The 24,809-nt window shown below is 72.9% G+C and carries 24 protein-coding genes; 9 read left to right on the top strand and 15 right to left on the bottom strand.

Going from position 1 to position 24,809, the window contains the following annotated elements; genetic code table 11:
• Positions 1 to 3: 3 nt before the first annotated feature.
• Entirely contained in the window at positions 4 to 555 is a 552-nt protein-coding gene (locus tag ACLIN4_RS27530) for a DUF1707 and FHA domain-containing protein (protein ID WP_100045701.1), read from the bottom strand.
• A gap of 196 nt (positions 556 to 751) precedes the next feature.
• On the opposite strand from ACLIN4_RS27530, the gene treZ reads away from it, so the two are divergent.
• Positions 752 to 2,497 (top strand): malto-oligosyltrehalose trehalohydrolase, encoded by a 1,746-nt coding sequence (gene treZ / locus ACLIN4_RS27525; RefSeq protein WP_307651959.1) that lies wholly within the window; start codon positions 752 to 754, stop codon positions 2,495 to 2,497.
• 33 nt (positions 2,498 to 2,530) lie between these two features.
• On the opposite strand, the gene ACLIN4_RS27520 is transcribed toward treZ, so the two are convergent.
• Both ACLIN4_RS27520 and ACLIN4_RS27515 read right to left on the bottom strand, forming a co-directional pair.
• The gene (locus ACLIN4_RS27520; RefSeq protein WP_289909431.1) at positions 2,531 to 3,484 is read right to left on the bottom strand and encodes an aminoglycoside phosphotransferase family protein; all 954 of its coding nucleotides are present in this window, start codon (positions 3,482 to 3,484) and stop codon (positions 2,531 to 2,533) included.
• Positions 3,485 to 3,539: 55 nt separating this feature from the next.
• The gene (locus ACLIN4_RS27515; protein WP_107478036.1) at positions 3,540 to 4,670 is read right to left on the bottom strand and encodes an aminopeptidase P family protein; all 1,131 of its coding nucleotides are present in this window, start codon (positions 4,668 to 4,670) and stop codon (positions 3,540 to 3,542) included.
• A 186-nt stretch (positions 4,671 to 4,856) separates the two neighbouring features.
• Here ACLIN4_RS27515 and ACLIN4_RS27510 point away from each other — a divergent pair, with 186 nt between their 5' ends.
• Positions 4,857 to 5,612 (top strand): metallophosphoesterase, encoded by a 756-nt coding sequence (locus ACLIN4_RS27510; RefSeq protein WP_289909430.1) that lies wholly within the window; start codon positions 4,857 to 4,859, stop codon positions 5,610 to 5,612.
• A gap of 81 nt (positions 5,613 to 5,693) precedes the next feature.
• On the opposite strand, the gene ACLIN4_RS27505 is transcribed toward ACLIN4_RS27510, so the two are convergent.
• From ACLIN4_RS27505 to ACLIN4_RS27485, 5 genes are all read right to left on the bottom strand, one after another.
• Complete coding sequence (locus ACLIN4_RS27505) at positions 5,694 to 6,290, bottom strand: PDZ domain-containing protein (protein WP_179342474.1); 597 nt, start codon at positions 6,288 to 6,290, stop codon at positions 5,694 to 5,696.
• Between the two features lie 75 nt (positions 6,291 to 6,365).
• A complete protein-coding gene (gene cyc2, locus ACLIN4_RS27500; RefSeq protein WP_289909429.1) occupies positions 6,366 to 8,546 on the bottom strand; it encodes a germacradienol/geosmin synthase Cyc2 in 2,181 nt (726 codons plus the stop codon).
• 125 nt (positions 8,547 to 8,671) lie between these two features.
• Entirely contained in the window at positions 8,672 to 9,877 is a 1,206-nt protein-coding gene (locus ACLIN4_RS27495) for a damage-control phosphatase ARMT1 family protein (RefSeq protein WP_107478039.1), read from the bottom strand.
• Positions 9,878 to 10,004: 127 nt separating this feature from the next.
• Positions 10,005 to 10,652 carry a ScbR family autoregulator-binding transcription factor gene (locus ACLIN4_RS27490; RefSeq protein ID WP_100045709.1) on the bottom strand — a complete coding sequence of 216 codons (648 nt, stop codon included), beginning with the start codon at positions 10,650 to 10,652 and terminating at the stop codon, positions 10,005 to 10,007.
• 152 nt (positions 10,653 to 10,804) lie between these two features.
• Entirely contained in the window at positions 10,805 to 11,488 is a 684-nt protein-coding gene (locus ACLIN4_RS27485; RefSeq protein ID WP_289909428.1) for a Tat pathway signal sequence domain protein, read from the bottom strand.
• A gap of 574 nt (positions 11,489 to 12,062) precedes the next feature.
• Here ACLIN4_RS27485 and ACLIN4_RS27480 point away from each other — a divergent pair.
• The 7 genes from ACLIN4_RS27480 (at position 12,063) to ACLIN4_RS27450 (ending at position 18,549) form a co-directional block, all read left to right on the top strand.
• Positions 12,063 to 12,758, top strand: coding sequence for a DUF6230 family protein (locus ACLIN4_RS27480; RefSeq protein ID WP_100048485.1), 696 nt, complete (start codon positions 12,063 to 12,065; stop codon positions 12,756 to 12,758).
• Entirely contained in the window at positions 12,758 to 13,216 is a 459-nt protein-coding gene (locus tag ACLIN4_RS27475) for a DUF6114 domain-containing protein (RefSeq protein ID WP_107478040.1), read from the top strand. Before ACLIN4_RS27480 ends, ACLIN4_RS27475 begins: the two co-directional genes overlap by 1 nt.
• Before the next feature lie 383 nt (positions 13,217 to 13,599).
• Positions 13,600 to 14,604, top strand: a complete 1,005-nt coding sequence (locus ACLIN4_RS27470) for a substrate-binding domain-containing protein (protein WP_369180347.1) — start codon at positions 13,600 to 13,602, stop codon at positions 14,602 to 14,604.
• A 65-nt stretch (positions 14,605 to 14,669) separates the two neighbouring features.
• Positions 14,670 to 17,174 carry a nitrate- and nitrite sensing domain-containing protein gene (locus ACLIN4_RS27465; RefSeq protein WP_307651963.1) on the top strand — a complete coding sequence of 835 codons (2,505 nt, stop codon included), beginning with the start codon at positions 14,670 to 14,672 and terminating at the stop codon, positions 17,172 to 17,174.
• Positions 17,171 to 17,590 carry a roadblock/LC7 domain-containing protein gene (locus ACLIN4_RS27460; protein ID WP_107478042.1) on the top strand — a complete coding sequence of 140 codons (420 nt, stop codon included), beginning with the start codon at positions 17,171 to 17,173 and terminating at the stop codon, positions 17,588 to 17,590. The genes ACLIN4_RS27465 and ACLIN4_RS27460 overlap by 4 nt, the downstream gene beginning before the upstream one ends.
• 1 nt (position 17,591) lies before the next feature.
• Complete coding sequence (locus ACLIN4_RS27455) at positions 17,592 to 17,951, top strand: DUF742 domain-containing protein (RefSeq protein ID WP_100048489.1); 360 nt, start codon at positions 17,592 to 17,594, stop codon at positions 17,949 to 17,951.
• Complete coding sequence (locus tag ACLIN4_RS27450) at positions 17,938 to 18,549, top strand: GTP-binding protein (RefSeq protein ID WP_179342475.1); 612 nt, start codon at positions 17,938 to 17,940, stop codon at positions 18,547 to 18,549. Before ACLIN4_RS27455 ends, ACLIN4_RS27450 begins: the two co-directional genes overlap by 14 nt.
• 16 nt (positions 18,550 to 18,565) lie before the next feature.
• Here ACLIN4_RS27450 and ACLIN4_RS27445 read toward each other — a convergent pair whose 3' ends face one another.
• From ACLIN4_RS27445 to ACLIN4_RS27415, 7 genes are all read right to left on the bottom strand, one after another.
• Positions 18,566 to 19,525 carry an ABC transporter substrate-binding protein gene (locus ACLIN4_RS27445; RefSeq protein WP_107478043.1) on the bottom strand — a complete coding sequence of 320 codons (960 nt, stop codon included), beginning with the start codon at positions 19,523 to 19,525 and terminating at the stop codon, positions 18,566 to 18,568.
• 80 nt (positions 19,526 to 19,605) lie between these two features.
• A complete protein-coding gene (locus ACLIN4_RS27440; protein WP_107478044.1) occupies positions 19,606 to 20,271 on the bottom strand; it encodes an ABC transporter permease in 666 nt (221 codons plus the stop codon).
• On the bottom strand, positions 20,268 to 20,972 hold the full coding sequence (locus ACLIN4_RS27435; RefSeq protein WP_107478045.1) for an ABC transporter permease: 705 nt from the start codon (positions 20,970 to 20,972) through the stop codon (positions 20,268 to 20,270). The genes ACLIN4_RS27440 and ACLIN4_RS27435 overlap by 4 nt, the downstream gene beginning before the upstream one ends.
• Positions 20,969 to 22,120: an ABC transporter ATP-binding protein gene (locus ACLIN4_RS27430; RefSeq protein WP_289909424.1), complete on the bottom strand. Its 1,152-nt coding sequence runs from the start codon at positions 22,118 to 22,120 to the stop codon at positions 20,969 to 20,971. Before ACLIN4_RS27430 ends, ACLIN4_RS27435 begins: the two co-directional genes overlap by 4 nt.
• Positions 22,121 to 22,233: 113 nt before the next feature.
• Positions 22,234 to 22,950, bottom strand: a complete 717-nt coding sequence (locus tag ACLIN4_RS27425) for an FAD:protein FMN transferase (RefSeq protein ID WP_289909423.1) — start codon at positions 22,948 to 22,950, stop codon at positions 22,234 to 22,236.
• Between the two features lies 1 nt (position 22,951).
• Positions 22,952 to 23,353: an FMN-binding protein gene (locus ACLIN4_RS27420; protein WP_107478047.1), complete on the bottom strand. Its 402-nt coding sequence runs from the start codon at positions 23,351 to 23,353 to the stop codon at positions 22,952 to 22,954.
• 30 nt (positions 23,354 to 23,383) lie between these two features.
• Positions 23,384 to 24,733, bottom strand: a complete 1,350-nt coding sequence (locus ACLIN4_RS27415; RefSeq protein ID WP_289909422.1) for a ferredoxin reductase family protein — start codon at positions 24,731 to 24,733, stop codon at positions 23,384 to 23,386.
• Positions 24,734 to 24,809 lie beyond the last annotated feature (76 nt).

Genomic DNA, 24,809 nt, shown 5'->3' with positions numbered 1-24,809 from the left:
CGGTCAGTTCACCGCGAGACGGAAGGCCATCCGGCCGAAGCCGATCTGGTCGCCCTCACGGACGACGGCCGCCCCGATGACCCGTCGCCCGTTGACCGTGGTGCCGTTGGTGGAGCCGAGGTCGCGCAGCACCCACATGCCGCCCTGGCGGCTCAGCTCGGCGTGCACCCGGGAGACCGTCTCGTGGGTCAGCCGGAGCCCGTTCGCCGGATCGCGCCCTATGCGCAGGGGGTGACCGGCGCCGGGGTGCGGCAGCAGCAGCTTGGGCAGCCGCTCGGCCTGCCAGGCCCTGCGCAGCCGTACGCCGAATCCGGAGACCGCTTCGACGGTGCCGAACACCAGCCGCGCCAGCCGGCCGTCGGAGTGCAGGTCGGCGGTGAGCACGGCGAGCTCGTCCGGGCGACGGGCGGCGAGCGCCAGTTCCATCCTGCGGATGAACGTGTCGTGCGAGAGGCGCCCCATCGCGACGCCGTCCCGGAGCACCTGCAGCGCCTTGTCGCGCTCCGCGTCGGACAACCGCGCGGGGTACGTGTTGAACTCGAAGGACGACGTCACGCAGGTGATTGTCGGTCAGCCGGGCCGGAGTGTCCAGAAAACGGGAGAACGGCCGTCCCGCGCGCGGTGCGCCCCGGCCGCCCGCGCGGTGCGTCACGACACCCGCCGCGAACGGGGTTTTTCGGCAGCACGGAGATCGCTTTTGCAGCACCATGGACGGGCTACATCACGGTGAGCAGACGAAGGGGAACCGTCCGTGCAGTTCGAGGTGTGGGCACCGCAGGCCGACCGGGTGACGCTTGAGTGCGACGGCGTCACGCGCGCGTTGGAGCGCGATACGGAGCGGCCGGGGTGGTGGTGCGCCGAGGCCGAGGCGCGGGACGGCTCGCGGTACGGCTTCGCGGTCGACGACGGGCCGGTGCTGCCGGACCCGCGCTCGCGCAGGCAGCCCGACGGGCCGGACGGGCTCAGCGCGGTCGTCGACCACGGGGAGTACGCGTGGCGCACCGAGTGGACCGGGCGCCCGCTGCCCGGCGCCGTCCTGTACGAGCTGCACGTGGGCACGTACACGCGCGAGGGCACGCTGGACGCCGCCGCCGCGCGGCTCGACCACCTCGCCACGCTGGGGATCACGCACGTCGAGCTGATGCCGCTGTGCCCCTTCCCGGGCCGGCACGGCTGGGGGTACGAGGGCGTCTCGCTGTGGGCGGTGCACGAGCCGTACGGCGGGCCCGCGGCGCTGAAACGGTTCGTCGACCGGGCCCACGAACTGGGCCTGGGCGTGGTCCTCGACGTGGTGCACAACCACCTGGGCCCCTCCGGCAACTACCTGCCCGCGTTCGGCCCGTACTTCACCGACACCCACCACACGCCCTGGGGCGTCGCCGTCAACCTGGACGCCCCCGGTTCGGACGAGGTCCGCGCCTATCTGGTGGACAGCGCGCTGGCGTGGCTGCGGGACTACCGGATCGACGGGCTGCGTCTGGACGCGGTGCACGCCCTGGTCGACACGCGCGCGTGCCACTTCCTGGAGGAGCTGTCGACGGCGGTGGACGACCTCGCCGCCGACCTGGAGCGCCCGCTGTTCCTGATCGCGGAGTCCGACCTCAACGACCCGCGGATCATCACCCCGCGCACGGAGGGCGGTCTCGGCGTGCACGCGCAGTGGAACGACGACTTTCACCACGCCCTGCACACCGCGCTGACCGCGGAGTCGCAGGGCTACTACGCCGACTTCGCGCGCGATCCGTTCGCGGCGCTCGCCAAGACCCTGACCCGGGGCTACTTCCACGACGGCACCTGGTCCAGCTTCCGGGGCCGCGGTCACGGACGCCCGCTGGACCGGAGCCGCACGGCCGCGCACCGGCTGACCGGCTACAGCCAGACCCACGACCAGGTCGGCAACCGCGCCCAGGGCGACCGCCTGGCCGCGCTGGTCTCCCCCGGCCTGGCGGCCTGCGCGGCCACGCTGACGCTGACCGCGCCGTTCACGCCGATGCTGTTCATGGGCGAGGAGTGGGCGGCGGGCACCCCGTGGCAGTTCTTCACCGACCACACCGACCCGGAGCTCGCCGAGGCGGTGCGCAACGGCAGGCGGCGCGAGTTCGCCGCGCACGGCTGGAAGGAGGAGGACGTGCCCGACCCGCAGGACCCGGCGACCCGCGAGCGCTCCTGCCTCGACTGGTCCGAGCCGGAACGCGAGCCGCACGCCCGCGTACTGGACTGGTACCGGCGGCTGATCGCCCTGCGCGCGGAGCAGCCGGACCTGACCGATCCCGACCTCGCCGACACCAGGGTGGCGTACGACCGCGAGGCACGCTGGCTGGCCTTCCGGCGCGGTGACATCCGGGTGGTCGTCAACCTGGGCGCCGGGCCCGCGGCGATCCCGCTGGGCGGCCGGCCCGCGCGCGTGCTCGCCGCGTGGGAGCCGGTCCAGGCGCCGGGGGCGGACGGCGTGCTGCGGGTGCCGGGTGAGTCGAGCGTGGTGCTCGTACAGGAGTGACGGGAGCGACCGCGGAGCCCGCGCGGGGTGCGTTCAGGCGGGGCCGTCCCCGCCCGTGCCGTCCTCGCGCAGCTCCGTCACCCGCTCCAGCAGGATGGGCTCCCAGGCTCGGCGCAGCCGGGTGCGCAGCAGCGGCAGGGACACGGTCGCCGGTGCGGACGGCCGGCCGGCGAGGGTGTCGGCGAGGTGGACGAGGGTGTCGCAGCGGGCCAGCCACAGGCCGCGCAGGCAGGGCCGGGCGCCGTAGCCGGCGAGGGTGGCGGCGCGGACGGCGGCGGGCGAGCCGACGCGGAGCGCGAGGGCGGCGATGTCCTCGGCCGGGTCGCCGAGCACCGCGTCGCTCCAGCCGAGGACGCCGCGGACCCGGCCGTCGGCGCCGACCACGAGGTGCTCGTCGGCCAGCGCGTGGTGCACGAGGACCGCCGGTGAGCCGGGCTGGACGCCGAGTTGCGCCGACGCCTCGCGGGTGAGCCGCTCCGGCCGTGCGGGGTCGAACTCGTCGGCCTCGGCGAGGCGCCGGCCGGCCGACTCGGCGGACTGCCGCAGGGTCTCCAGCGGGCGCGGGGCGGCGCGGGGCACGCCCAGCGTCTCGGCCTGGCGGACGGGCACCTCGCGCAGTCCGGAGAGCAGCGCGGCCAGGTCCGCCTCGCCCAGGGCCGACACGTGGTGCTCCTCGGCCGACCCGCCGGGCACCTTGCCGTCCAGCGTGTAGGTCAGGCCGGGCGCCCACTCGCCGTGCGCCACGCTCGTCGGCACCGTGACGGAGACGTACGGGCGGACCAGCTCGCGCAGCCGCAGTTCGCGCCGCTGCCGCAGGGCGGTCCCGCGGTCGGTGGCCAGGCGCAGCACGTGCCGGGTGCCGACCCACCAGGTGGCGGGCTCGGCGCCCGTCGCCGCGGGCCGGACGTCGGAGGCCGCGCTCTCGCCCAGCAGGGAACGGACCAGTCGGCGGACGGTGTCCGCGGTGGGTGTCGGTGCCTGGGTCATGGTCGCGCCGTCGTCTTCCGGGTCTGCCGGGGCGTTCGGGGTCCGTGGTCGCCGGTCACTCCACCGTGACCAGCTCCCGGGCCGTGTTGTTGAGACGCCGGCCGCCGTCCTCGGTGACCGTCACGATGTCCTCGATGCGTACCCCGAAACGACCCGGGAGGTAGACGCCGGGCTCGACGGAGAAGCACATGCCGGGCACGAGGGGCTGCTCCTCGCCCTCGATCATGTACGGCGGCTCGTGCGTGGTGACGCCGATGCCGTGGCCGGTGCGGTGGATGAAGTACTCGCCGTACCCCGCGCCGTCGATGACCGCGCGGGCGGCCCGGTCGACCTCCTGGCAGGCCACGCCGGGCCGCACCGCCCCGAAGCCCGCCTCCTGGGCCTCGCGGACGAGGTCGTGCACCCGGCGCTCCTCGTCGGTGGGTTCGCCCACGTGGACCGTGCGGGAGGTGTCGGAGCCGTAGCCGTCCTTCAGGCCGCCGAAGTCCAGGACGATCATGTCGCCGTCCTCGATGACGCGGTCACCGACCTCGTGGTGCGGGTTGGCGCCGTTCGGGCCCGAGGCGACGATGGTGAAGTCGACCTGGGAGTGGCCGAAGCGCCGCAGCAGGTCCGCGAGGTCGGCGGCGACGTCGGACTCGCGGCGCCCGCCGAAGCGCACCTTCCGGATCTCCTCGAACGCCGCGTCCGCGGCCGCGCCCGCCGCCGCCAGCAGTTCCAGCTCCGCCGCGTCCTTGACGGCGCGCAGCATGGGCAGCGCCTCGGTGAGGGAGGCGTACGAGGTGCCGGGCAGCACCCGCTGGAGGGCCAGCAGGTGCATCGCCCAGGCGTTGTCGCTGATGCCGAACCGGCCGGCGCCGTCGAGGAGGGACGCGGTGGCGGCGTAGGGGTCCTTGCCGTCGGTCCAGTCGCGCAGGGTCAGGACGGGCGCGCCGGCGGCCTTCTCCGCGTCGGGGGCCTCCAGCGTCGGGACGACGAGGACGGGGTCGCGGCCGGGGGCGAGGACGAGCAGGGTGAGCCGTTCGGTGTCCGCGGTGGGGGCGTAGCCCGTGAGCCACACGAGGTCCGGTCCGGGTGCCACCAGCAGTCCGGCCAGTCCGGCGTCGGCGGCCGCCCGAGCGGCGCGCTCCATGCGGGCCCGGTAGTCGTCGGCGGTGAAGGGAGCAGCGGGCGCGCTGCCGGTCATCCGGGCCTCCCTGGGCAACGTGGGTGAAGGGACTACGAGCAGCATCCTGCCCGCAGCGAGGGGACGGCGCGAGCCGATTGCCATTGATCAGCGGCCTTCGTTAATGGTTTGATGCGGGTCAAGCATTAGAAGAGTCAGCGACGTCTACGGGGCGCGGTGTTCCGGCGCCCGGAGGAGGCCGGCACCGTGCTCGTACTCGCGCACATCAGCGACCTGCACCTGGACGGGAGCGCGCGGGCCACCGCACGCGCCGAGCGGGTGCGCGATCGGTTGTGGGACCTGCCGGGGCGGGTGGACGCCCTGCTCGTGACCGGGGACATCGCGGACCACGGCACGGAGGCGGAGTACGAGGAGGCCGCCCGCATCCTGGGGCTGCGGGACGGCGACGCGCCGTTCCCCGTGCTCACCTGCCCCGGCAACCACGACAGCCGCGCGCCCTACCGCAAGGCTCTGCTGGGCCGGCCGGCCGCAGACGGGCCGGTCAACGGCGCGCACGTCTTCGACGGCGGTGCGGTGCTGATGTGCGACTCCAGCGTCCCGGGCAGCGACGAGGGGGAGCTGGACGAGGAGACGTACGGCTGGATCGAGGCGGCTCTCGACGAGCTCGACGGCGACCGCCCGGTCGTCCTCGCCTTCCACCACCCGCCCGTGCCCCTGCACCACCCCCTGCCCGACTCCTACCCGTTGCGCCGTCCCGAGCGTCTCGCCGCGCTGCTGGAGCGCCGGCCCGAGATCGCCGGCCTGATCACGGGGCACGCCCACACGCCCGCCGCCACGGTGTTCGCCGGGCGGCCCGTGGTGGTCGGGCCGGGGGTGACGTGGACGCTGCGGCTGCCCTGGGAGGGCGAGGAGATCGCGGACCGGGACGCGCCGGTCGGGCTGGCCTACCACGTGCTGGACGACACCGGGCGGCTCACCAGCCACTTCCGTACGGTGGCATGACGACGCACGGAGCGGTGAAGACGTCCGGATCATTGAAGACGTCCAGCGCCGTGAGACGCCCGGAGCGGTGACGAAGCCCGGTCAGGTGACGACGCCCGGTACGGCCGTCAGTTGCTGGTAGCCGCCGCTTTCGTGGCGCACCGTGATCTTGACGCGCTTGCCCGGCCGGGCGTCGGCCACGGCCTCGGCGAGGTCGGTCGCCGAATCGATGCGGGTCCTGCCGAACGCCAGGAGTACGTCGCCTCTCACGAGCCCGGCCTCGTACCCGGGGCCCGGCACGTGGACGCCGACGACCAGCGCGCCGGGCTTGTCGTCGTCCACGGCCTCCACTCCGAGGGTCGCGACGACCCGGGCCGGGGACGCGGAGGGGGACGCGCCGGCCGACGGGTGCACCGGGGCGGCCCGGGTCCCGGACGGCTGCTCGGCCCCCGCTCCCGGTGCTCCCGCCTGCCGTTGCAGTTCGGCCAGTTTGCTCATACCGATCACCGTGGCGCCCATCGTGCCGAGTCCCACGCCGGACAGGAGCAGCACGGTCGCGGCGAGCACCCCGAGCAGCAGGGTGGTGAGCCGTCGGCGGCGCCGGTGTCCGCCGGGCGGGGGCCGGTCGCCGTCTGGCGCGGCGCCGGCCCCCGGGTCCTGACCGGGCATCGGCTTGGGTCGCAACGCTGTCTGTTCCATGGTTCGCCTCCGGCAGGTGATCTACCCGGCGCACCGGCGCGTGACGAGCCACGAAAGAGTGAGACTGACCGGTGGTCAGGGGATCGGGACGGGGCTGCTCCGGGGTACGGGCACGGTCGGGACGCGGTCCGGGAGGAAGCCGTGGGTGCGGCCGGCCAGGTAGTCGGCCTTGTAGCGCGGCACGTTCCGGTGCCAGTTGAGGATGCCCGCCATCCAGTTCTGCAGGTCGGTCACATAGCCCCGCATGATCTCCCGTGCCTCGTCGGTCAGCTGGAAGTCGTCGTAGACGACGGGCAGTTCGTGGGCGACAACGTGCTCGAACTGGCGCATGCGCTGGTTCATCAGGTCCTGGACGACGCGGAGGGCGGCCGGGTAGTCGACGCCGAAGAAGTTCTGCACGACCAGGACCGCGTTGTGGATCTCGCCCTCGTACTCGATCTCCTTCTGGTACGAGAAGACGTCGTTGAGGAGGCACGCGTAGTCGATCGCCGCGTTCTCCAGGGACCGCACGGGACCGCTGCGGTAGACCTCGGGCGGGACGGCCGGTCCGTGTCCGGCCCGGCACAGGCCGAGGGTGAGGTCGGAGCCGAAGGTGGCGCGCCGCATCTCCAGGTAGTCCACCGGGTCGGGGACGCGGTTCTGGATCTGGTTGGCCAGCTCCCACACCCAGGCCTCGGTCATCGTGTCGACGGCCGCCTTCAGGGGGCGCCGCTCCTCGGGCGTCATGCCGGCCGTGGTGCGGGCCCACAGGTCGATCAGGGAGCGTTCCATGGCGTTGGCCGGCGGTGGGACCGGCTCACCGTCGAGCGGCATGCAGGCGGACAGGCGGGCCGTGGTGAGCCGGGCGGCGGCCAGGTCGCGCCGGTGGCCGTAGACCAGCGGGTAGTAGTCGTCGCCGTAGGTGCCGAAGGCGAGCCAGCCGGAGGCGAGGTTCAGCTGATCCTGGGTGGCGTCCGGGTCGAGGCCGGCGGCGCACAGCGGGAGGTCGCAGCTCGCGAGCTTGTCCTCGTCCCAAACTCCCTCGCTGAGGAAGCCGATCTCCCTCGACCATTCGAACAGGTGCCGTCGGGCGCCGTCGAGAGCGGGGCTCAGCTCCAGCGGGAACGGCATGCGGATGTCGGGGATGACCGACGGCCCGACCTTCTGGAAGGGCACGTGGGTGTAGGGGCGCGCCCGCTCGGCGGCGGCCCGGGCGAGCAGCGCGCCCACGTCCGCGGCGGAGGTGCCGGGGCCGGTGAGCGCCTCCCAGGGGGCGGCGGGCCGGGCACCCTTGTTCATGTAACGGCTGGAGCGCATGTGCCATTCGTGGCCGCCGGACTGCCAGTCCTGCAAGCCCTTGGCGTACGCCCCGACCGCGGCGACCTCGGCCGGGGACAGGCCGTTCTCCAGGGCCACGGCGGGCACTTCGGTGAACGCGGTGTGCTCGAACTGGTGCAGCCGGGAGGTGAGCACGTCGTTGACCAGTTCGGCGGCCTCCTGGGTGGTGCAGTCGAAGAAGGTCTCGAGCACCAGCACGCCGTTGCTCAGCTCGCCCTCGTCCTCGACCTCCCTCTGGTAGGAGAAGAGGTCGTTGCGCAGGTGCACGGCGTCGGAGAACGTCTCCATCAGCACCCTGAGCGGCCTGGTCCCGGCGACGGCGTCGGGCACCTCCGCGGTCGCGTACTCCACGAGCCCGGCCGACCAGGGGGCGCCGCCGACCTTGCGGCGCATCTCGATGTACTCGACCGGGTTGGCGATCCGCCCCTCGTTGATGTTGGACAGCTCCCACAGGGACTCGTTGAGCAGGTGCTCGGTGGCCACGGCGAAGCGGCGGCGCCAGCCGGCCGACATGGCCGGCACCGTGCGCTTCCACAGGTCGGCGAGACCGGCCTCGACCGGGTTCTCGGGCTCGGGCATCGCGGCGTCGGGGTCGAGGGGCATGAACAGGGGGAGCCGGTCCAGGTGGGCCTTGCCGCCGACGCGGTCCTGGGAGCGTTTGAACTTCTCCAGGAAGTGATCGTCGAAGAAGAAGACCCACACGTACCAGTCGGTGATCAGGGAGAGCGCCGGCCCGTCGCAGTCGGGGTGGGTGTAGGCGCAGAGCAGGCCGTAGTCGTGTGCGTCGAGGTCGGCCTGGTCCCAGACCCCGGAGCCCTCCAGCATGCCCATCTCGCGCGCCCACGTCGTCGAGTGGGCGCGGGCCTCGTCGAGATGCGGGTTCAGCCGCGCGGGGTGCGGCAGGTAGAAGTGCGGGAGTTCGAAGGGCTGTTGCGTCATGGCCGGGCACTACCCATGGCCCGGTGGGCACATCCGCTCGGCGGGACATGATCACACCATCGCGTGAATCAGCGCGGAATCCGGGAACTTCCGCCGGTTCGACACCCGCGGTGGTGCCGTGACGTTCAGGTCCTGACCTGGATCAGGGCGTGCGTCCCGCTCGTGCGCCAGCGTCGTTCCCCGCTTCCTTCGAGCGCCCGCTCGATGTCCGCGGTCATGCCCGTGATCACGTCCGACTTCAGGGTGCGCAGCGCGGCGACCGGGCCCGGGAAGTAGGCGGTGACGTCCGCGAAGGGCGTGGTCGGGGGCCACCGGCGGTCGCCCACCAGACGTCGGTAGTTCAGGTCGCCCTTGAGGACGGTGACCGTGGCAGCGGCGAACTCCGCGCGCAGGTCGGCGGGCATGTCGGAGTACGGCAGCGGGGCGCACGAGAAGGGGTGGGCGCGGACGGTGACCCGGCCGTCGGTGAGCGCGGCCCACAGCCGGTCGCCGTACGCGGCCGCCGCGCCGCCCGCCGCGACGAGCCGCCGCAGCGCGTCGAGCACGTCGGTGGGGGTGGCGTCGGAGACGTAGTACGGGTACGGCTTGACGTGCAGGACCGCCCGGTCGATGCGGCCCTCGCCGAGCAGGTGCGAGACGAGGAGCAGGTCGGGGACGAGTTCCCGGCCCGCGTTGTCGGCGACGAGGCAGAGAGTGGCGGGGCCGGGGGTGCCGGGGCCGGCCGGCGGGAGCAGGGACCGGAGCGCGTCGCTGTCGTCGGCGACCAGTGCCGCCACCTCGCCCCCGGCGTCGCCACCGCCCTCGGAGAGGCGGAAGCCGAGGTCCGCGCGGTTGCCCCAGAGCGAGCCGTGCAGCAGGGACCGGGTCCGCTCGTCCGCGGACAGTGCGTCGAGGCCGTCGAGCGCGGCGAGTTCCTCGTCCGTCTCGGGGGCGTCGAGTTCGGCGAGCTTCGCGGGCCGGAAGGGGTCGACACCCTGCCAGGGGCCGGGGCCGAAGTAGCCGACGGCGTCGAGGAGTCTGCGGTAGAAGTGGCTCTCGGCCCACAGCCAGGGCACGTCGTACCAGGAGCGGCCGGCGTACTCGTCCATTCCCCAGTCGGCCCAGCGGTCACGGTCGCGGGCGTCCGCGTCGGCGGGCAGTGGCTCGACGACGCCGTCGGCGCAGCTCCGGAGCAGCGCGTCGAGGGCGCGCCGGCGTTCGGGGCCGTGCGGGAACGCTTCCCTGACCTGCCTGATGATGGCCGGGTGCCGCTCGGCCAGCACACTGTGCGGGAAGGAGCCGGGCTCGTCACCGCGGAGGACGGGGACGGACTCGGTCGGGGTGTCGGGCATGCGCCTCACCGTATCGCGCGCCTCCGCTCGGGCGGCGAAGCCGTCGCCGCCTCCCGGCGGGCGCCTCCTTGGACTTCCGACCGGCTCCGGCCGGCTCCCGACCGACTCCGGGCCGGCAACCGGCCGGTCAGGCCGCGTAGGTCTCGCGTTCCAGCCGGGCCGCCAGGGTGAGGTAGCGCGCGCGTCGGGTCACCGGGACCATGCCGCGGATCAGCAGGTGCCACATGCCGGCCAGGCGGCGAGGCTGGCGTGCGTGCGGTTCGAGGGTGCCGCTCACGAGGCGGGTGCCGACGATGGAGCTGACGAGGGTGTGGGCGACGGAGTCGACGTCGATGTCGGGATGCACGTCGGACTGCCGGACGGCGTCCAGGAGGCGGGACGAGGCGATCTCCCGCCACTCGGTGAAGGGGTGCGGCAGCGGCGGACGTACCGGCACACCTCCGGTGGCGAGCCGCAGCCCCGCCCGCAGGACCGGGCCCTCCTCGCACAGCCGGGCCATGCCGAACGTGAGGCGCATCAGCGCCTCCAGGGAGGTGTAGCCCCGGCCGTCCAGCTCCGTCGCCAGCCGGCGCGAGGTTCTGGACTGGAGCTCCATGATCGCGTGGGCGAGGTCCTCCTTCGCCGCGAAGTGGAAGTACAGGGCGCCCTTGGTGACTCCGGCATGGGCCACGATCTCGCTCAGGCTGGTCGACTCGTAACCATGACGGTCGAACAGGTCGGCGGCGGCCCCGAGAATCGTCGCGCGGGTCTGCTCGGCGCGTAGCTGCCTCGCCATCGGCTGAACTCTCCTGGGCTGGAACTCAACAGGCCGTGCCGCCTGTCTTAACCCCCTGTACAAGATAACTCACCGTCAGGTCCGTCACCCGAAGACCCCGCGGTTCCGGGGGCCCGGCCCGCGCCGTCACGGCACGGGCCGGGCGGATCGGATCAGTTGACGTAGACCGCCTCCGTCCCGTCCGTCACGGGCGCGTAGGTGGCGGTGAAGTACCCGTTGGCGAAGCAGAGTCCCGAGCCGGACACCTTCGTGAACTGCTGGTCGGTGAAGGCGATCGAGTTTCCGTCGTTGCTCGCCGTGCCGGTGAGGCGGGGGGCTTCGTAGACGCAGTTGATGCTGCCGAGGAGGGTGCGCAGGGCGACCGTCGTCCGGACGGTCGAACCGCTCGGCGGGGTGACGGCGACGGCGCCGTCGGAGGACACGGTGGTGGTGTAGGGCAGGTTGTGGACCGTGATGCCGTTGACGCCGAGGACGCCGGTGACGTTGCTGGTGCAGCTGCCGCTGTCGAAGGTGTGGGCGGTGAGCGTCTCGGTGGCCGTGCCGGGCGCGGGCGGGTTGTCGGTGACCGCGACCGTGAACTGCGAGGACGTGCAGGACACGCCGCTGCTGCCGGTGGCGCTGGAGTGGAACGTGGCGGCGGTGCCGCTCGCCAGCGAGGCGGTGAGGACGTCCCCGACGGCGACCGGCGTTCCGCCGGTGGCGCCGGTGGTGAGGACGGGGGTGTCGGCCACCGCGGTACCCGCGACGGCGGGGACCGCCGCGGGGAGGGTCAGCGCGGCGACGGCCGCGGTGAGGGTGAGGAACTGACGGGTGCGAGGAGCGGTACGAGTACGCATGCGGCTGCCTCTTCTCTGAAGTGGGGTTCGGTGAAGCAGGGGTGGGCCGGCCGCGGGGACGCGGCCGGGCCGATGCGACGGGATACCGGGCCGTGCCGGGTGGGCACGTGCGTGGCTCATGAGGTACGGGCCTCGCCCGGAAGGTGTGGTGCGCGCCCCGAGGGGGGCGAGGTCCGGTGCTGTCCGGGGACAGCCCCGGGGCCGGGAACGCGGGCGGTGCCGCGGAAACGGATCCGGCGCCACGGATCCGGAGGAAACAGGGACCGTTGTAGACCTGACACGTCGTCAACGTCAAGGGGTGACGCAGGAGTTGGAGACTTGCGCCAACCACCCTCCAGGACCACCGGACCGAGGAGGACGGGCAGGTGACACACGATCCCCACTCTTTACTCACAACTTGCTTGACCGCGCCGTGTAACCACCGGTAACTTCCGAATGGCTACTGGTGCGTAACGTGTGAAAGCCCTTGCACCCGCCGGGAGTTGCCGGGAGGCGTGCGCACCAGCCGCTGTCCGCGCCAGGACAACGTGCCGCTGAAGCCCGATCCGCATTCACTGTGCCCCTGGGAGCAGACATGGCCTCGTCCTCGGATCTCACCCCGTCCGCCGGCAACACCCCCGACCCCGAGAGCGGCCCGGAAAGCGGTACCGCTCCGGAAGCCGTCGCCACCCCCTTACGCGGCCGGGTCAGGCTGCGCCGGGCCGCGGTGCTGGCGGTGCCCGCCGCCGCGGTCACCGCGGGCCTGGCGATCCTCACCGCCCAGGGCGCTCTGGGCGTGCAGTTCGCGATCTCCGGCATGCCGTTCACCGTCACCGCGACGGAACTCGACGGCAACGGCTTCGCCCAGTTCGGCGGCCTCGACAACATGGCCGAGGGCAGCCCCAACGCGGGAGACACCGGCGGGCAGGTGCTGGTCGTCACCTCCGTGATCAAGGAGGCCGAGCTCACCAAGCTGTGCCAGAGCGTCGACCTGGGCGGCACCAACCTGCTCATCACCGCGGGCGGCGGAGGCACCCGGGTCTCGGCGAAGGACCTGACCACCGACTCCACGGAGCTGTCGGGCGACGCCGCCTTCGACAACATCGAGATCGGCAACGACGCCAGCACGCTGGACAAGGCCGGCCCCAAGGGCCGCGGACCGATCGGGGTCTTCAGCCAGCAGGCCGACACCGTGCACATCAAGAACCTGCGGCAGACCAACTACGCGACCACCGCCGGAGTGTTCAAGCTGCCCGGCCTGAAGATGCGCTTCAGCGGGTCGGGCTGCTGATGCCCGGCGACCGGCGCAGGGGCTTGCGGGCCGCCTTCCGCGACTGGCGGTCCGGCCGGCCGTTCTGGGGCGGGCTGCTGCTCGCCCTGGCCGGGGCCGAGGTACTGCTCACGATGAAGGCGTCGCTGAAGGTCGTGCTGCACGTCGGCATGCAGGGTGTGGCCGGCTACCTGCTGCCGGTCGTCATGCTGCTCTGCGGGCTGCTGGCCCTGGTCAACCCCTCCCAGCGGCTCTTCTACTCGCTCATCGGCGTCCTGGCCTCCCTGGGGACCTGGGTCACGTCCAATCTGGGCGGGTTCGTCGTCGGGCTGCTCCTGGGCTGTACCGGCAGCTGCCTGGTCTTCGGCTGGCTGCCCGACCAGGAGTCCCGCCGTGACCGACGACGCCGCAGGAAGGCGGCCCGGGCCGCGCGAACGGCTCCGTCACCACTGGAACGCGGGGCCGGCGAAGCCGCCTGAACCGAAGCCGCCTGACACCGGAACCACCGGACGCCCGAGCCCCGGGCCCCGAAGCACCAGGCCCCCGCGCCCCCGAACCCCCCGGCGTCCGCGCCCCGGCACGCACCCGGAGCCGGACGCCGGGCCACTGGCGCCGGGCGCCGGGCGCCGGGCGCCGGGCGCCGGACCGGAACCGACACGGCACCCACGGGCCCCACCGCCCCCGTTCATCACGATGCGGCACCGACAACTCACACCTCGTCGCTGGTCACTTGACTACCGGCGGTCACACACGGTTTGCTCCGGCCAGGCGAGATTCCCCGGCTGGCGCACCGACCCGCGGCTCCGGTTCCCCCTCGCTCCGTTCCTCCTGCTCGGCCGTACAGCGAGGTGCCGCACCCCCCATGAGTACAACTCCCCCGACCGCCCGCTTCCCCGGACGCGTGCGCACCGCGGTCCTCGTCGCGGCCGGCTGCCTGCTGGCGGCCGGCTGCTCCGCACTCGGCGGGGACGATGACGCCTCTTCCGCGGCTGGGCCCGGCGGCGACCGGACGAAGGTCGTCATGGTCACCCACGGCGGCGAGGGGGACGCCTTCTGGGACCGGGTGCGCAAGGGTGCCGAGGCCGCGGCCGACAAGGACGGCATCGACCTGACGTACGCCGGTGACGCCGACGCCGCCGACCAGGCCGAACTGGTGCGGGACGCGGTCCGTGACGGGGTGGACGGCATCGCGGTCACCCTCGCCAAGCCGCAGGCGATGAAGGGGCCGGTGGCCGAGGCCAGGAAGGCCGGCATCCCCGTGGTCGGCCTCAACTCCGGCATGGACGCCTGGCGCTCCGCCGGGCTCCTCGGGTACTTCGGGCAGGACGAGAGCGTCGCGGGCCGTGCCGTCGGCGACAAGCTGAACGACCTGAAGGCGCGGCACGCCCTGTGCGTCATCCACGAGCGGGGGAACGTCGCCCTGGAGGCCCGCTGCGCCGGCGTGAAGAAGACCTTCGAGGGCGAGACCGAGATGCTGTACGTCGAGGGCACCGACATGGACGCGGTGGGCGCCGCCGTCACCGCGCGGCTTCGGCAGGAATCGAGCATCGACGAGGTCGTCATGAACGGGGCCGCGTTCGCCCTGGCCGCCGTGGAGTCGGTCGACGAGGCGGGCAGCAAGGCGCACGTGGCCACCTTCGACCTCGACGAGGACCTCATCGCCGCTGTCGAACGCGGGGACGTGCAGTTCGCGGTGGACCAGCAGCCGTACCTGCAGGGCTACCTCGCGGTGGACGCGCTGTGGCTGCACCGCACCAACGGCAACGTCAGCGGCGGCGGAGTGGCACCCGTGCTGACCGGCCCCGCGTTCGTGACCCGGGCCAACGCCGGCGCGGTCGCCGAGTTCGCCGCGGGCGGCACCCGGTGACCGGACCCCGCGGGCGCGTGCCCCGTACACCCGCCCCCCTCCCCCACTGATCGCCTAGGACGACGATGTCTGCACGGAAAGGTGCCCGGCGCCGCCTCGGCTCCATACGTCTCTCCCTGATCCTCCTCGCCCTGGTCCCCGGCGTCACCCTCGCCGCGGTATGGGGTGTGACCACGATCCAGATGTTCTCGGAGGGTCTGCGGCTGCGGGCGCAGACGGAGCTGAGCCGCTCCACCGGGGCCATGGGCACCGAGGCGGCCCTGGCGCTGCAACGGGAGCGCAGTCTGTCCGCGGCCTGGCTGGCCGAACCGGACGGCTCGAGGGCCGCTCTGGACGCGCAACGCAAGCGCACGGACGCGGCGGTCGCCCAGCTCGTCGGCCAGTCCGACGCGATCGAGAGCGCGCCCGACCGGATCTCGGACCGGCTGTACTCGGTGCTCGGTTCGGTGGGCAGCCTCGAGTACTACCGCAACCAGGTGGACGACCCCAGCGACATCACCCCCGAGCAGGCGCTCGACCAGTACACCTCGATCATCGACGAGCAGATCCACGCCTTCCAGGAACTCTCGCAGGTCGACGACGGCGACCTCACCTCGCGGGCCGGGCCGCTGGTCGCACTGGAGCACGCGGCGGAACTCACCTCCCAGGAGGACGCCCGGCTCACCCTGTCCTGGCCGTCCGGCCGGATGGACGAGAAGGAGTGGGCGCAGTTCGCCCAGCTCGTCCACACCCGGCGCTGGCTCGTGCGGGACCAGATCGTCCCCTCCCTGAGCGGCGGCGCCAAGGCGCAGACCGAGCGGATCCTCGCGAGTCCCGAGTGGCAGACCCTGGAATCCGTCGAGGACGAGGTGCTGGCGGCCCGCGCGGCGGGCGAGGAGGCCCGGATCGACCTCCCGGACGCGCGGCAGCGGTGGACCGGTGCGCTGGCGAAGGTCTCCGACCAGTACGCGGCGCTGATCCGGCAGCAGACCGACGGGCTGCTCGACCGCAGTGCCGAGAACGCCCGCGGCCTGCTTATCAAGGCCGCGTCCCTCAGCGCGGGCGGCCTGATCGCGCTGGTGCTGTGCGTCGGCATGTCCTGGCGCATCACCCGTTCGCTGTCCCGGCGGCTGCGCGGGCTGCGGCTGGCGACCCTGAGCCTGGCCGAGGAGCGCCTGCCGGACGTGGTGGCCAGGCTGGAGCGGGGCGAGAAGGTCGACGTGGAGTCGGCGACCCCGCCGCTGGACTACGGCCGGGACGAACTCGGGCAGGTGGCGCAGGCGTTCAACACCGCGCAGCGCACCGCCGTGCACACCGCCGTCGAACTCGCCGACACGCGGCGCGGCTTCCAGAAGGTGATCCTCGGCATCGCCCGGCAGAGCCAGAACCTCGTCAACATGCAGCTGGGCAAGCTGGACGCGCTGGAACGCGAGCACACCGACCCGGAGATCCTCAAGGGCCTGTACGAACTGGACTCCACGGCGAGCCAGTTGCGCCGCTACGAGGAGAACCTCGTGATCATCGCGGGCGAGCAGCCCCGGCGCACCTGGCGCGAGCCCGTCGCGCTGGTCGACATCCTGCGCAGTGCCGTCGGCGAGGTCGCCGAGTACCAGCGGGTGGAGCTGCACACCGAGGAGGAGGTGGCGCTCGCGCCGCCCGCGGTCGCCGACGTGATCCATCTGCTGGCCGAGCTGATCGACAACGCGACCTCGTACTCCCCCGCTCCGCACCCGGTCGGGGTGCGCGCCGCGCTGGTCGCCAAGGGGCTGGCCGTCGAGATCGAGGACCGCGGGCTCGGGCTGTCGGAGGAGGACTACGCGTCCTTCAACGCCCAGTTGGCGGTGGCCCCCCAGTTCGACGTGGTGGCCCTCGCCGACGACCTGCGGCTAGGCATGTTCGTGGTCGCCCGGCTCGCGCACCGGCACGGCATCGCCGTGACGCTGCGTTCCTCCCCGTACGGCGGGACCACGGCGATCGTGCTGATCCCGCACGACATCGTGGTGCGCGAGCCGGTCGACGGCGCCGGCGGGGCGGACGGGCCGGCGGTCCGCCGCGGCGCCGGGGCCCTGGCGTCGCCGGTGTCCACGGCAAGCCCCGAGGCCCCCGGAACCACCGAAGCCGCCGACGCCACAGGCGCCACCGGACATGGCGCGGCTCCAGCAGCCCCGGCGGAAGGGCCCGTGCAGCCCGTACGGCCGGCTCGGAGCCGACCCACGAGCCGCCCCGGGTCACCTCCCCCGGCCGCGTCGCCCACCGAGCGCGGTGGACTGGCGCCGCTGCCCCGCCGGGTGCCGCAGACCAGTCTGGCCGCCGAGCTGCGCGACGAGGCCCCCGTCACCGGCCAGGACGGTCCGGACGCCGCACGCGAGGAGTACGCCGACTTCACCGCCGAGCGCGCCGCCTCCTCCCTCGCCGGCTTCCAGCGCGGCACGCTGCGGGCCCAGGCCGACGACACCGACACCGACGCCGAAACCGAAGCCGCAACCGAAGCCGACGACACGAACACCGAAGCCGACGGGCAACTCCTCGCCTCCGCCGCCCCCTCGATCCCCACCGCCGACCGCCGACCGCCGACGAAGGACTCGCCATGACCCGACCCTCCCCCGCCACGCACACCGAGCTGGACCAGCTCCTCACCGGACTCGTGGAGCGGGTCGCCGACGTGAACCAGGCGGTGGTGCTCTCCGAGGACGGACTGGTCGTCAGCAAGTCCACCGGCTTCCTGCGCGACGACGCCGAGCGGCTGGCGGCGACCGCGTCGGGTCTGATGAGCCTCAGCAAGGGCGTCAGCATGGACTTCCGGGGCGGCCCGGTGCGGCAGGCGCTCATCGAGATGGCCAACGGCTACCTGATACTCACCTCGGCCGGCCCCGGTGCCCACCTGGTCGTGCTCACCGGTGCGAACGCCGACGTCGGTGTGGTCGCGTACCAGATGAACATGCTGGTGAAGAAGATCGGCGAGCACCTGAGCGCGGCACCGCGGGCCACCGCCCGCCCCGGCGAGTGACGTGACCGGAGGCGACACCGGGGGGCGGCTCGTGCGGCCGTTCACCCTGACCGGCGGCCGGACCCGGCCCAGCCGCGCCGACTTCACCCTCATCACGACGGTGACCGCCCTCGATCCGCAGCCGGCCCGTGCCGCGCGACCGCAGCCCGAACACCTGCGGATCCTGCGCCTGTGCGCGGAACCGGTCGCCGTGGCGGAGGTCGCGGCCCGCCTCGACCTGCCGGTGAGTGTGGTCGTCATCCTGCTCTCGGACCTGCTGGAGGCCGGCCGGATCACCGCCCGGCCGCCGCATCCGGTCGACCGCGCCACCCCCGACCTGGACCTGCTGCAGAAAGTGAGGGACGGCCTTGGCCGGCTCTGACCGCGCCGCTCCGGCGCCCACGGCACCCGCCTCCCCGGCCGCGCCCGAGGCGGTGAAGATCCTGATCGCCGGCGGTTTCGGCGTCGGGAAGACCACCATGGTCGGCTCGGTGAGCGAGATCGCCCCGCTGCGCACCGAGGAGCCGCTGACCGCGGCGGGGCTGGACGTCGACGACCTCGCCGGGATCGAGGAGAAGCGGGCCACCACGGTCGCCCTGGACTTCGGGCGGATCAGCATCGGCCGGGATCTGGTGCTGTACCTGTTCGGTACGCCCGGTCAGCAGCGGTTCTGGTTCATGTGGAACGACCTGGCGATCGGGGCGCTGGGCGCGGTGGTGCTGATCGACGTCCGCAGGCCCGAGTCGAGCTTCGCGGCCATCGACTTCTTCGAGCGCCGCGGCATCCCGTTCGTCGTCGGCGTCAACGGCTTCCACGGGCGGCATCCGTATCCCGCCGAGGAGATCCGGGAGGCGCTGGCGCTGCCGGAGCACGTCAAGGTGCTGCTGTGCGACGCGCGGGAACGGGCCTCCAGCCGGGACGTCCTCATCGCCCTGATCGACCAGTTGATCGACGCCGCGGCCTCGGCCGCGGCGTCGTGAGGGAGCGGGCTGCGGGTCAGCTCAGTCCGGCCGACTCCAGCCACTCCTTGGCCACGTCCAGCGGGTCCTTCTTGTCCAGCTGGACCTGGGCGTCCAGGTCGAGGAGGGTCTTGGTGTCGAGCTTGGCGGAGACCGCGTTCAGCGCGTCGACGCCCTCCGGGGGCAGGCCCTCCTTGTGGACCAGCGGTGTCACGTTCGCGTAGCCGAAGAGGTTCTCCGGGTCCTTCAGGACGACGAACTTCTCCTTGATGATGGTCGGGTCGGTGGTGAAGATGTCCGCCGCCTGCACGGTGTTCTTCGTCAGCGCCGACTGGGTCAGCGGGCCGCCCGCGTCCAGCGCCTTGAACGACTTGAACTTCAGGCCGTACACGGACTCCAGGCCCTTGAGGCCCTGCTGCCGGGTCTGGAACTCGGGTGAACCGCCGATCACCAGGTCCGGCGCTATGTCCTTGAGGTCGGCCAGGGTCGACTCGGCGGTGAGGCCGTGCTTCTTCGCGGTCTCGGCGTTGACGCTGACCGAGTCCTTGTTCTCGGCCGGCGACGACTCGAGCAGCGTCAGCTTCTTGTCGAGCTTGGCCTTCACCGCCTCGTTCACGGCCTCGGCGGACTCCTGCCCGGCCTCGGGGTCGAGGTAGGCGAGCAGCGAGCCGTTGTACTCGGGCAGCACCGTGACCGAGCCGTTCTCCATCATGCCGTACGTCGTCTCGCGGCTGCCGATGTTGTGCTTGTAGGTGACCTTGAGGCCCTTGGCCTTGAGCGCCTCGCCGTAGATGTCGGCGAGCAGGGTGCTCTCGGCGAAGTTGTTGGAGCCGACGACGACGGTGCCGGCCTCCGCCTTCTCCCCGGCCAGGGGGTTGTCGGAGGTGTCGTCGGAGGAGGAACAGCCCGCGAGCAGCGCCGCCGCGGCGGTGAGCGCGACGGCCGCCGCGCCGGTGTGCCTCGTCCTGGACCTGCCGCTCTTCGCGCTATAAGTCATCCGTCGATCCAAACGAGCCACTTGTCGGTCAGTCAAGAACGGCCTGGTTACGGTTTCCTTCACATGGATGTTCGAGCGCGTCAGCGCCTGCGCACCCCAGGGGAGACCGTCAGCCGCTCCACCGCCCAGAACACCGCGAGCGTGACCAGTGCCAGGAGGGCCACCAGCGTGGCGCCGCCGACCACCTTCTCGTAGTCGCGCTGGTAGAGGCCGTCGATGATGTACCGGCCGATCCCGCCGAGACTGACGTACGCGGCGATGGTGGCCGTCGACACGACCTGGATCGCGGCCGAGCGCAGCCCGCTGAGCACCAGCGGCAGGGCGACGGGCAGTTCGACCCTCAGGAGGATGGCCGGCTCGTGCATGCCCATGCCCCGCGCGGCGTCCACCGGGGCGGGGTCGACGGAGCGGACCGCCTCGTAGGTGGTCACCAGGATCGGCGGGATCGCGAGCACGACCAGCGGGATCATCACGGGCAGCAGGCCGATGCCGACGACGACGGCGATCAGCACCAGCAGCCCGAAGCTGGGCAGGGCCCGCGCGGCGGTGGCGACGAAGGCGACGGCGTTGCCGCCGCGCCCGGTGTGACCGGTCAGCAGTCCGACGGGCAGCCCGATCGCGGCGGCGATGCCGAGCGCCATCAGCGTGTACTGGACGTGCTCCAGCAGGCGCTGCGGGATGCCGTCGTAGCCGTGCCACTGGGCGCTGTCGCTGAAGAACGCGTTGACGAAGTCGAGGACGTTCACCGGGTCGCCGCCTCCTCCGGCTCGGGCCGCGCGGCGGCCTGCTTCGGGCGTCGCCCGGCCTTGCCGCGCGGCATCCACGGCGTCAGCAGGTTGCGGACCAGGACGAGCGCCGCGTCGCACAGGACGGCCAGTACGGCGGTGGTGATGACCGAGTTGACCGCCAGCTCGGGCCGGCCGTACTTCTGGGCGTCCGCGAGCAGATTGCCGAGGGCGCCCTGGTTGCCGATGAGGGCGCCGACGCTGACCAGGGAGATGCTCGCCGACACGGCCACCCGCAGGCCGGCGAGGATCGCGGGCACGGCGATCGGCAACTGCACCTGGAGGTAGCGCCGTACGGGTCCGAAGCCCATGGCGGTGGAGGCGGCCAGGGTCTCCTCGGGCACCGACCGCACGCCGTCGACGATGGCCGGGACGAGCACCACCAGGCTGTAGAGGGCCAGCGGGATCATCACCGTCAGCTCGGTCTGGCCGGTGTAGTCGATGAGGACGACGAAGACCGCGAGCGACGGGATGGCGTAGAACACGGTGGTCACGCCGAGCACGGGCGGGTACAGCCAGCGGAACCGCACGCAGAGCTGGGCGATGGGCAGCGCGGCCAGCAGTCCGGCCAGGACCGGCAGCAGTGCCTCGCGCAGGTGCAGTCCGATGAGGCCGAAGTAGGTGTTGTCGAGGTCGCTCGGGATGTCGAAGAAGCCGTTCACGGCGCGACCTTCGCGACGTCGGCGGGCCCCGCGGCCCGCGGGTCGCCGGTGTCCGCCGCACTGTGGGCGGCGCGGATCGCCTCACCGACGGCCTGCTGGGAGACGACCCCCCTCACCCGCCCGCCGGCGTCCACGGCGACGGCCCAGCCGGTGGGCGAGAGCACCGCGCAGTCCAGGGCGGCCCGCAGCGAGTCGGTGCCCGGCACGAAGGGCCGCCCGTAGGGCAGCAGCCCCTCGGCCGTGATGTCGCCGGCGGTCAGGTCCCCCGGCTCGGCCCAGCCCAGCGGGCGGCCCTCCGCGTCGGTCACCAGCAGGTAGGGGGCGTCGGGCGCGGCCAGCTGTTCGGCCGTCGCGTCCGCGCGCACGACGGGGTCCGTCGTCAGTTCCAGGCCCTCGGCGGTGAAGAAGGACAGCCGCCGGATGCCGCGGTCGGCGCCGAGGAAGTCCTCGACGAAGTCGTCCGCGGGGTTCGACAGGAGTTCGGCGGGCGGCGCGAACTGGGCGAGCCGGCCGCCGGTGCGCATCACCGCGACCATGCTGCCCAGCTTGATGGCCTCGTCGATGTCGTGCGTGACGAAGACGATGGTCTTGCCCAGTTCGTCCTGGATGCGCAGGAGTTCGTCCTGGAGGCCCTTGCGGACCACGGGGTCCACGGCGGAGAACGGTTCGTCCATGAGGAGCACCGGCGGGTCGGCGGCGAGCGCCCGGGCCACGCCGACCCGCTGCTGCTGGCCGCCGGAGAGCTGGTACGGGTACCGCTTGGCGAGGGAGGCGTCGAGTCCCACCCGCTCCATCAGCTCGGCGGCCCGCTCCCGGGACTTCTGCTTGCCCCACCCGATCATGCGGGGCACGGTGGCGATGTTGTCGAGGACGGTCCGGTGCTGGAAGAGACCGGCGTTCTGGATGACGTACCCCATCGACCGGCGCAGCGTGGTGACCGGCTGCTGCTGGAGGTCCGCGCCGTCCAGGGAGATGGTGCCCTCGGTGGGCTCGACCATCCTGTTGATCATCCGCAGGGTCGTCGTCTTGCCGCAGCCCGACGGTCCGACGAGGACCGTGATCGAGCGGTCGGGTATCTCCAGCGACAGCCGGTCGACCGCCACGGTGCCGTCCGGGTACCGCTTGGTGACTGAATCAATCCGTATCAAAACGCCGAATACCCTTCGGGTGGGCGGATGGTTCTGGCCAGGTCGTCACGGGTCGTTGCCGGGAGAGTCTAGACGTCCGGTGTCGCGTGACCGTGGTGACCGTGTGAGGCCGCCTACCCCGCGACGGGCAGCCCAGCCGTGCGCAGCACCCGCCGCCCCGCGTCCACCGCGAAGATCTCGCAGCCCTCCCGTGCGGCGGCCCACTCGACGCCGTCGGCGCCCATCGCGAACGCCGCCGTGGCGACCGTGTCCGCCTCCGTGAGGGTCGGCGCCACGACGGTCACGGCGAGCAGTCCGGTCGCCGGACGCCCGGTGCGCCCGTCGACGATGTGGCCGCCGCGCTCGTAGCGCGCGGAGGTCGCGACCGCCCCGTCGGCGACCTCCAGGACGGTGCACAGCCGGCCGGCGTCCTCGGGGTGCCGCACCCCCACCCGCCAGGGCCCGCCGGCGACGACCACGTCACCCCCGGCGTTGAGGCAGAACCGGCGTGCACCGGCCGCGCGCAGCAGTCCGGCCGCCCGCTGCACCGACCAGCCCTTCACCACCGCGCAGGGGTCCAGGCCCCGCCCCGGCAGCCGGACGTCGAAGGCGCCGCCGGTGGCGACCCGGTACGCCTCGCACAGGTCGAGGACCTCCGCCAAGTCCGCGCTGAACCGCGCCACTTCACCGCGCTCCAGCCGGGAGACCTCGCTGTCGTCCCGGAACGGGCTGAAGCGCGCGTCGACTTCGCGCAGCCACCGGAAGACGGCGTCCGCGGCCTCCTCGGGCACGTCCGGGTCGTCCACCCGCAGGGAGACCGGGAAGCCCATGACGTGTTCGACGCGCCGCACCTCAGGCGCCCCGGGTGTCGATCGCGGCCTGGAGCGACTCCCTGTAGCCGTCGCTGGTGACGGTGGCGCCGGAGACGGTGTCGATGTCGGCGCTCTGCGCCTGGAGCGTCTCCTCGATCAGCTTCGGCACGGCGGCGGCGGTCTGCGGGTGGTCGGGCTGCTGGAGCATGCGTACGGCGGTGATCCGGTGGTCCCGGAAGGTCACCTCCACCTGCACGGGACCCTTGTCGGTGCCGACGGTGGGGCCCGCGACGACGGTGGTGCCGGGGACCGTCGCGGACGGTGCCGGGGAGGAGACCGGTGGGGCGGGTGAGGTGGCCGCCGTCCCGTGGGACGGGGCGTAGCGCCAGACCGGGACGAGACCGGCGATGCTCAGGACCAGGACGGGCAGGGCGCGCTTCACGGTGCGGTGGTTCCTCTCGTGGGGCCGGGGTCAGCCGGCCAGGCTGAAGCGTTCGGCGTGTATCTGCTGCTTGGGCACGCCCAGTTCGCGCAGGGTGCGGAGCACGGCGGTGGTCATGCCGGGCGGCCCGCAGACGTAGACGTCCCGGTCGGTGATGTCGGGGACGAGGGCGGCCAGGTCGCGCGGACCGAGCCGGTCGGGGACGGCGGGCCCGGTGACCAGGTGCAGTTCGGCGCCCTTGGCGTGGGCGAGGTCGCGCAGTTCGTCGTGGAGGACGGCGTCGCGCTCGGTGGTGACGCGGTGGACGAGCACCGCGTGGCCGTGCAACTCCTCCAGCAGGGCCCGGATCGGGGTGACGCCGACGCCGCCGGCGATCAGCAGGGCGTCGGGGCGGGTGCGGTGCAGGGCGGTGAAGGCACCGTAGGGGCCCTCGGCGAAGACGCGGGTGCCGGGCTTCAGATGGCGCAGTGCGGCGGTGCCGTCGCCGGCGGTCTTGACGGTCAGCCTCAGCCGTCGCCCGTCGGGGGCCATGGAGAGCGAGAAGGGGTTGGCCTGCCACCAGCGGTCTCGGGTCAGGAACCGCCACAGGAAGAACTGGCCGGCCCGCGCGGGCAGCCGGTGCAGGTCCCGGCCGGTGATGTGGATGGAGACGACGTGGTCGTTCTCGGGGACGACGGCGGTCACGCGCAGCCGGTGGCGCAGGTTCCGCCACAGCGGCAGCACGACCCGGCCGACCAGCACCGCGCCGAGGGCCGCGCCCCACACCCCGTACCAGTACGCCGTCGCGGCCGGCGAGGAGGTGAAGCTCGTACCGACGGCGATCTGGTGGGTGAAGGCCAGCACCACCGCGACGTACGTGTAGAGGTGGACGAAGTGCCAGGTCTCGTACGCCATCCTGCGCCGGGCGGCACGCGCCGAGACGGCGCCCACGACCACGAGGACCGCGAGGGCGACGAGCGCGCGCAGCACGCCCTCGACGGTCCGGGCGAGGTCGACGAGTTGGTCGACCGGGTCCAGGGCGGAGGACCGGGCGTAGCCGAAGGTGATGAAGGTGACGTGGGCGAGGAGCGTCCACAGGACGGCGAAGCCGGTCCAGCGGTGCCAGGACGTCAGCCGGTCCATGCCGATCCGCCGGTCGAACCAGGGCAGCCGGGCCACCAGGACCAGTTGGAAGGCCATGAGCAGGGCGCCGTAGAGGCCGGTGAGGCGGCCGAGGACGACGAGGATGTTGGCGGCGAAGCCCGCCCGGACGAAGAGGACGGCGACGACGACCGCGTTGGCGGCCAGGATCGCGTACAGGCCGGTGCGGGCCACCGCCTTCGGGCGGAGGGCCGGCGCGGGGGGCGGCGGACGGTGGGGGGCGCTCGAAGCAGTGGTCACGCCAGGAAGCTTCACCCGCCCGACCTGTCGTTTTCCTGTCGGGCGACTTTCGAGTACTTATCGATCACGCGGCTGT

Origin of the sequence: Streptomyces mutabilis, assembly GCF_046628145.1 — a bacterium.
Classification (GTDB): Bacteria; Actinomycetota; Actinomycetes; order Streptomycetales; family Streptomycetaceae; genus Streptomyces; species Streptomyces mutabilis.
This window is presented reverse-complemented; position numbering and strand designations above follow the sequence as displayed.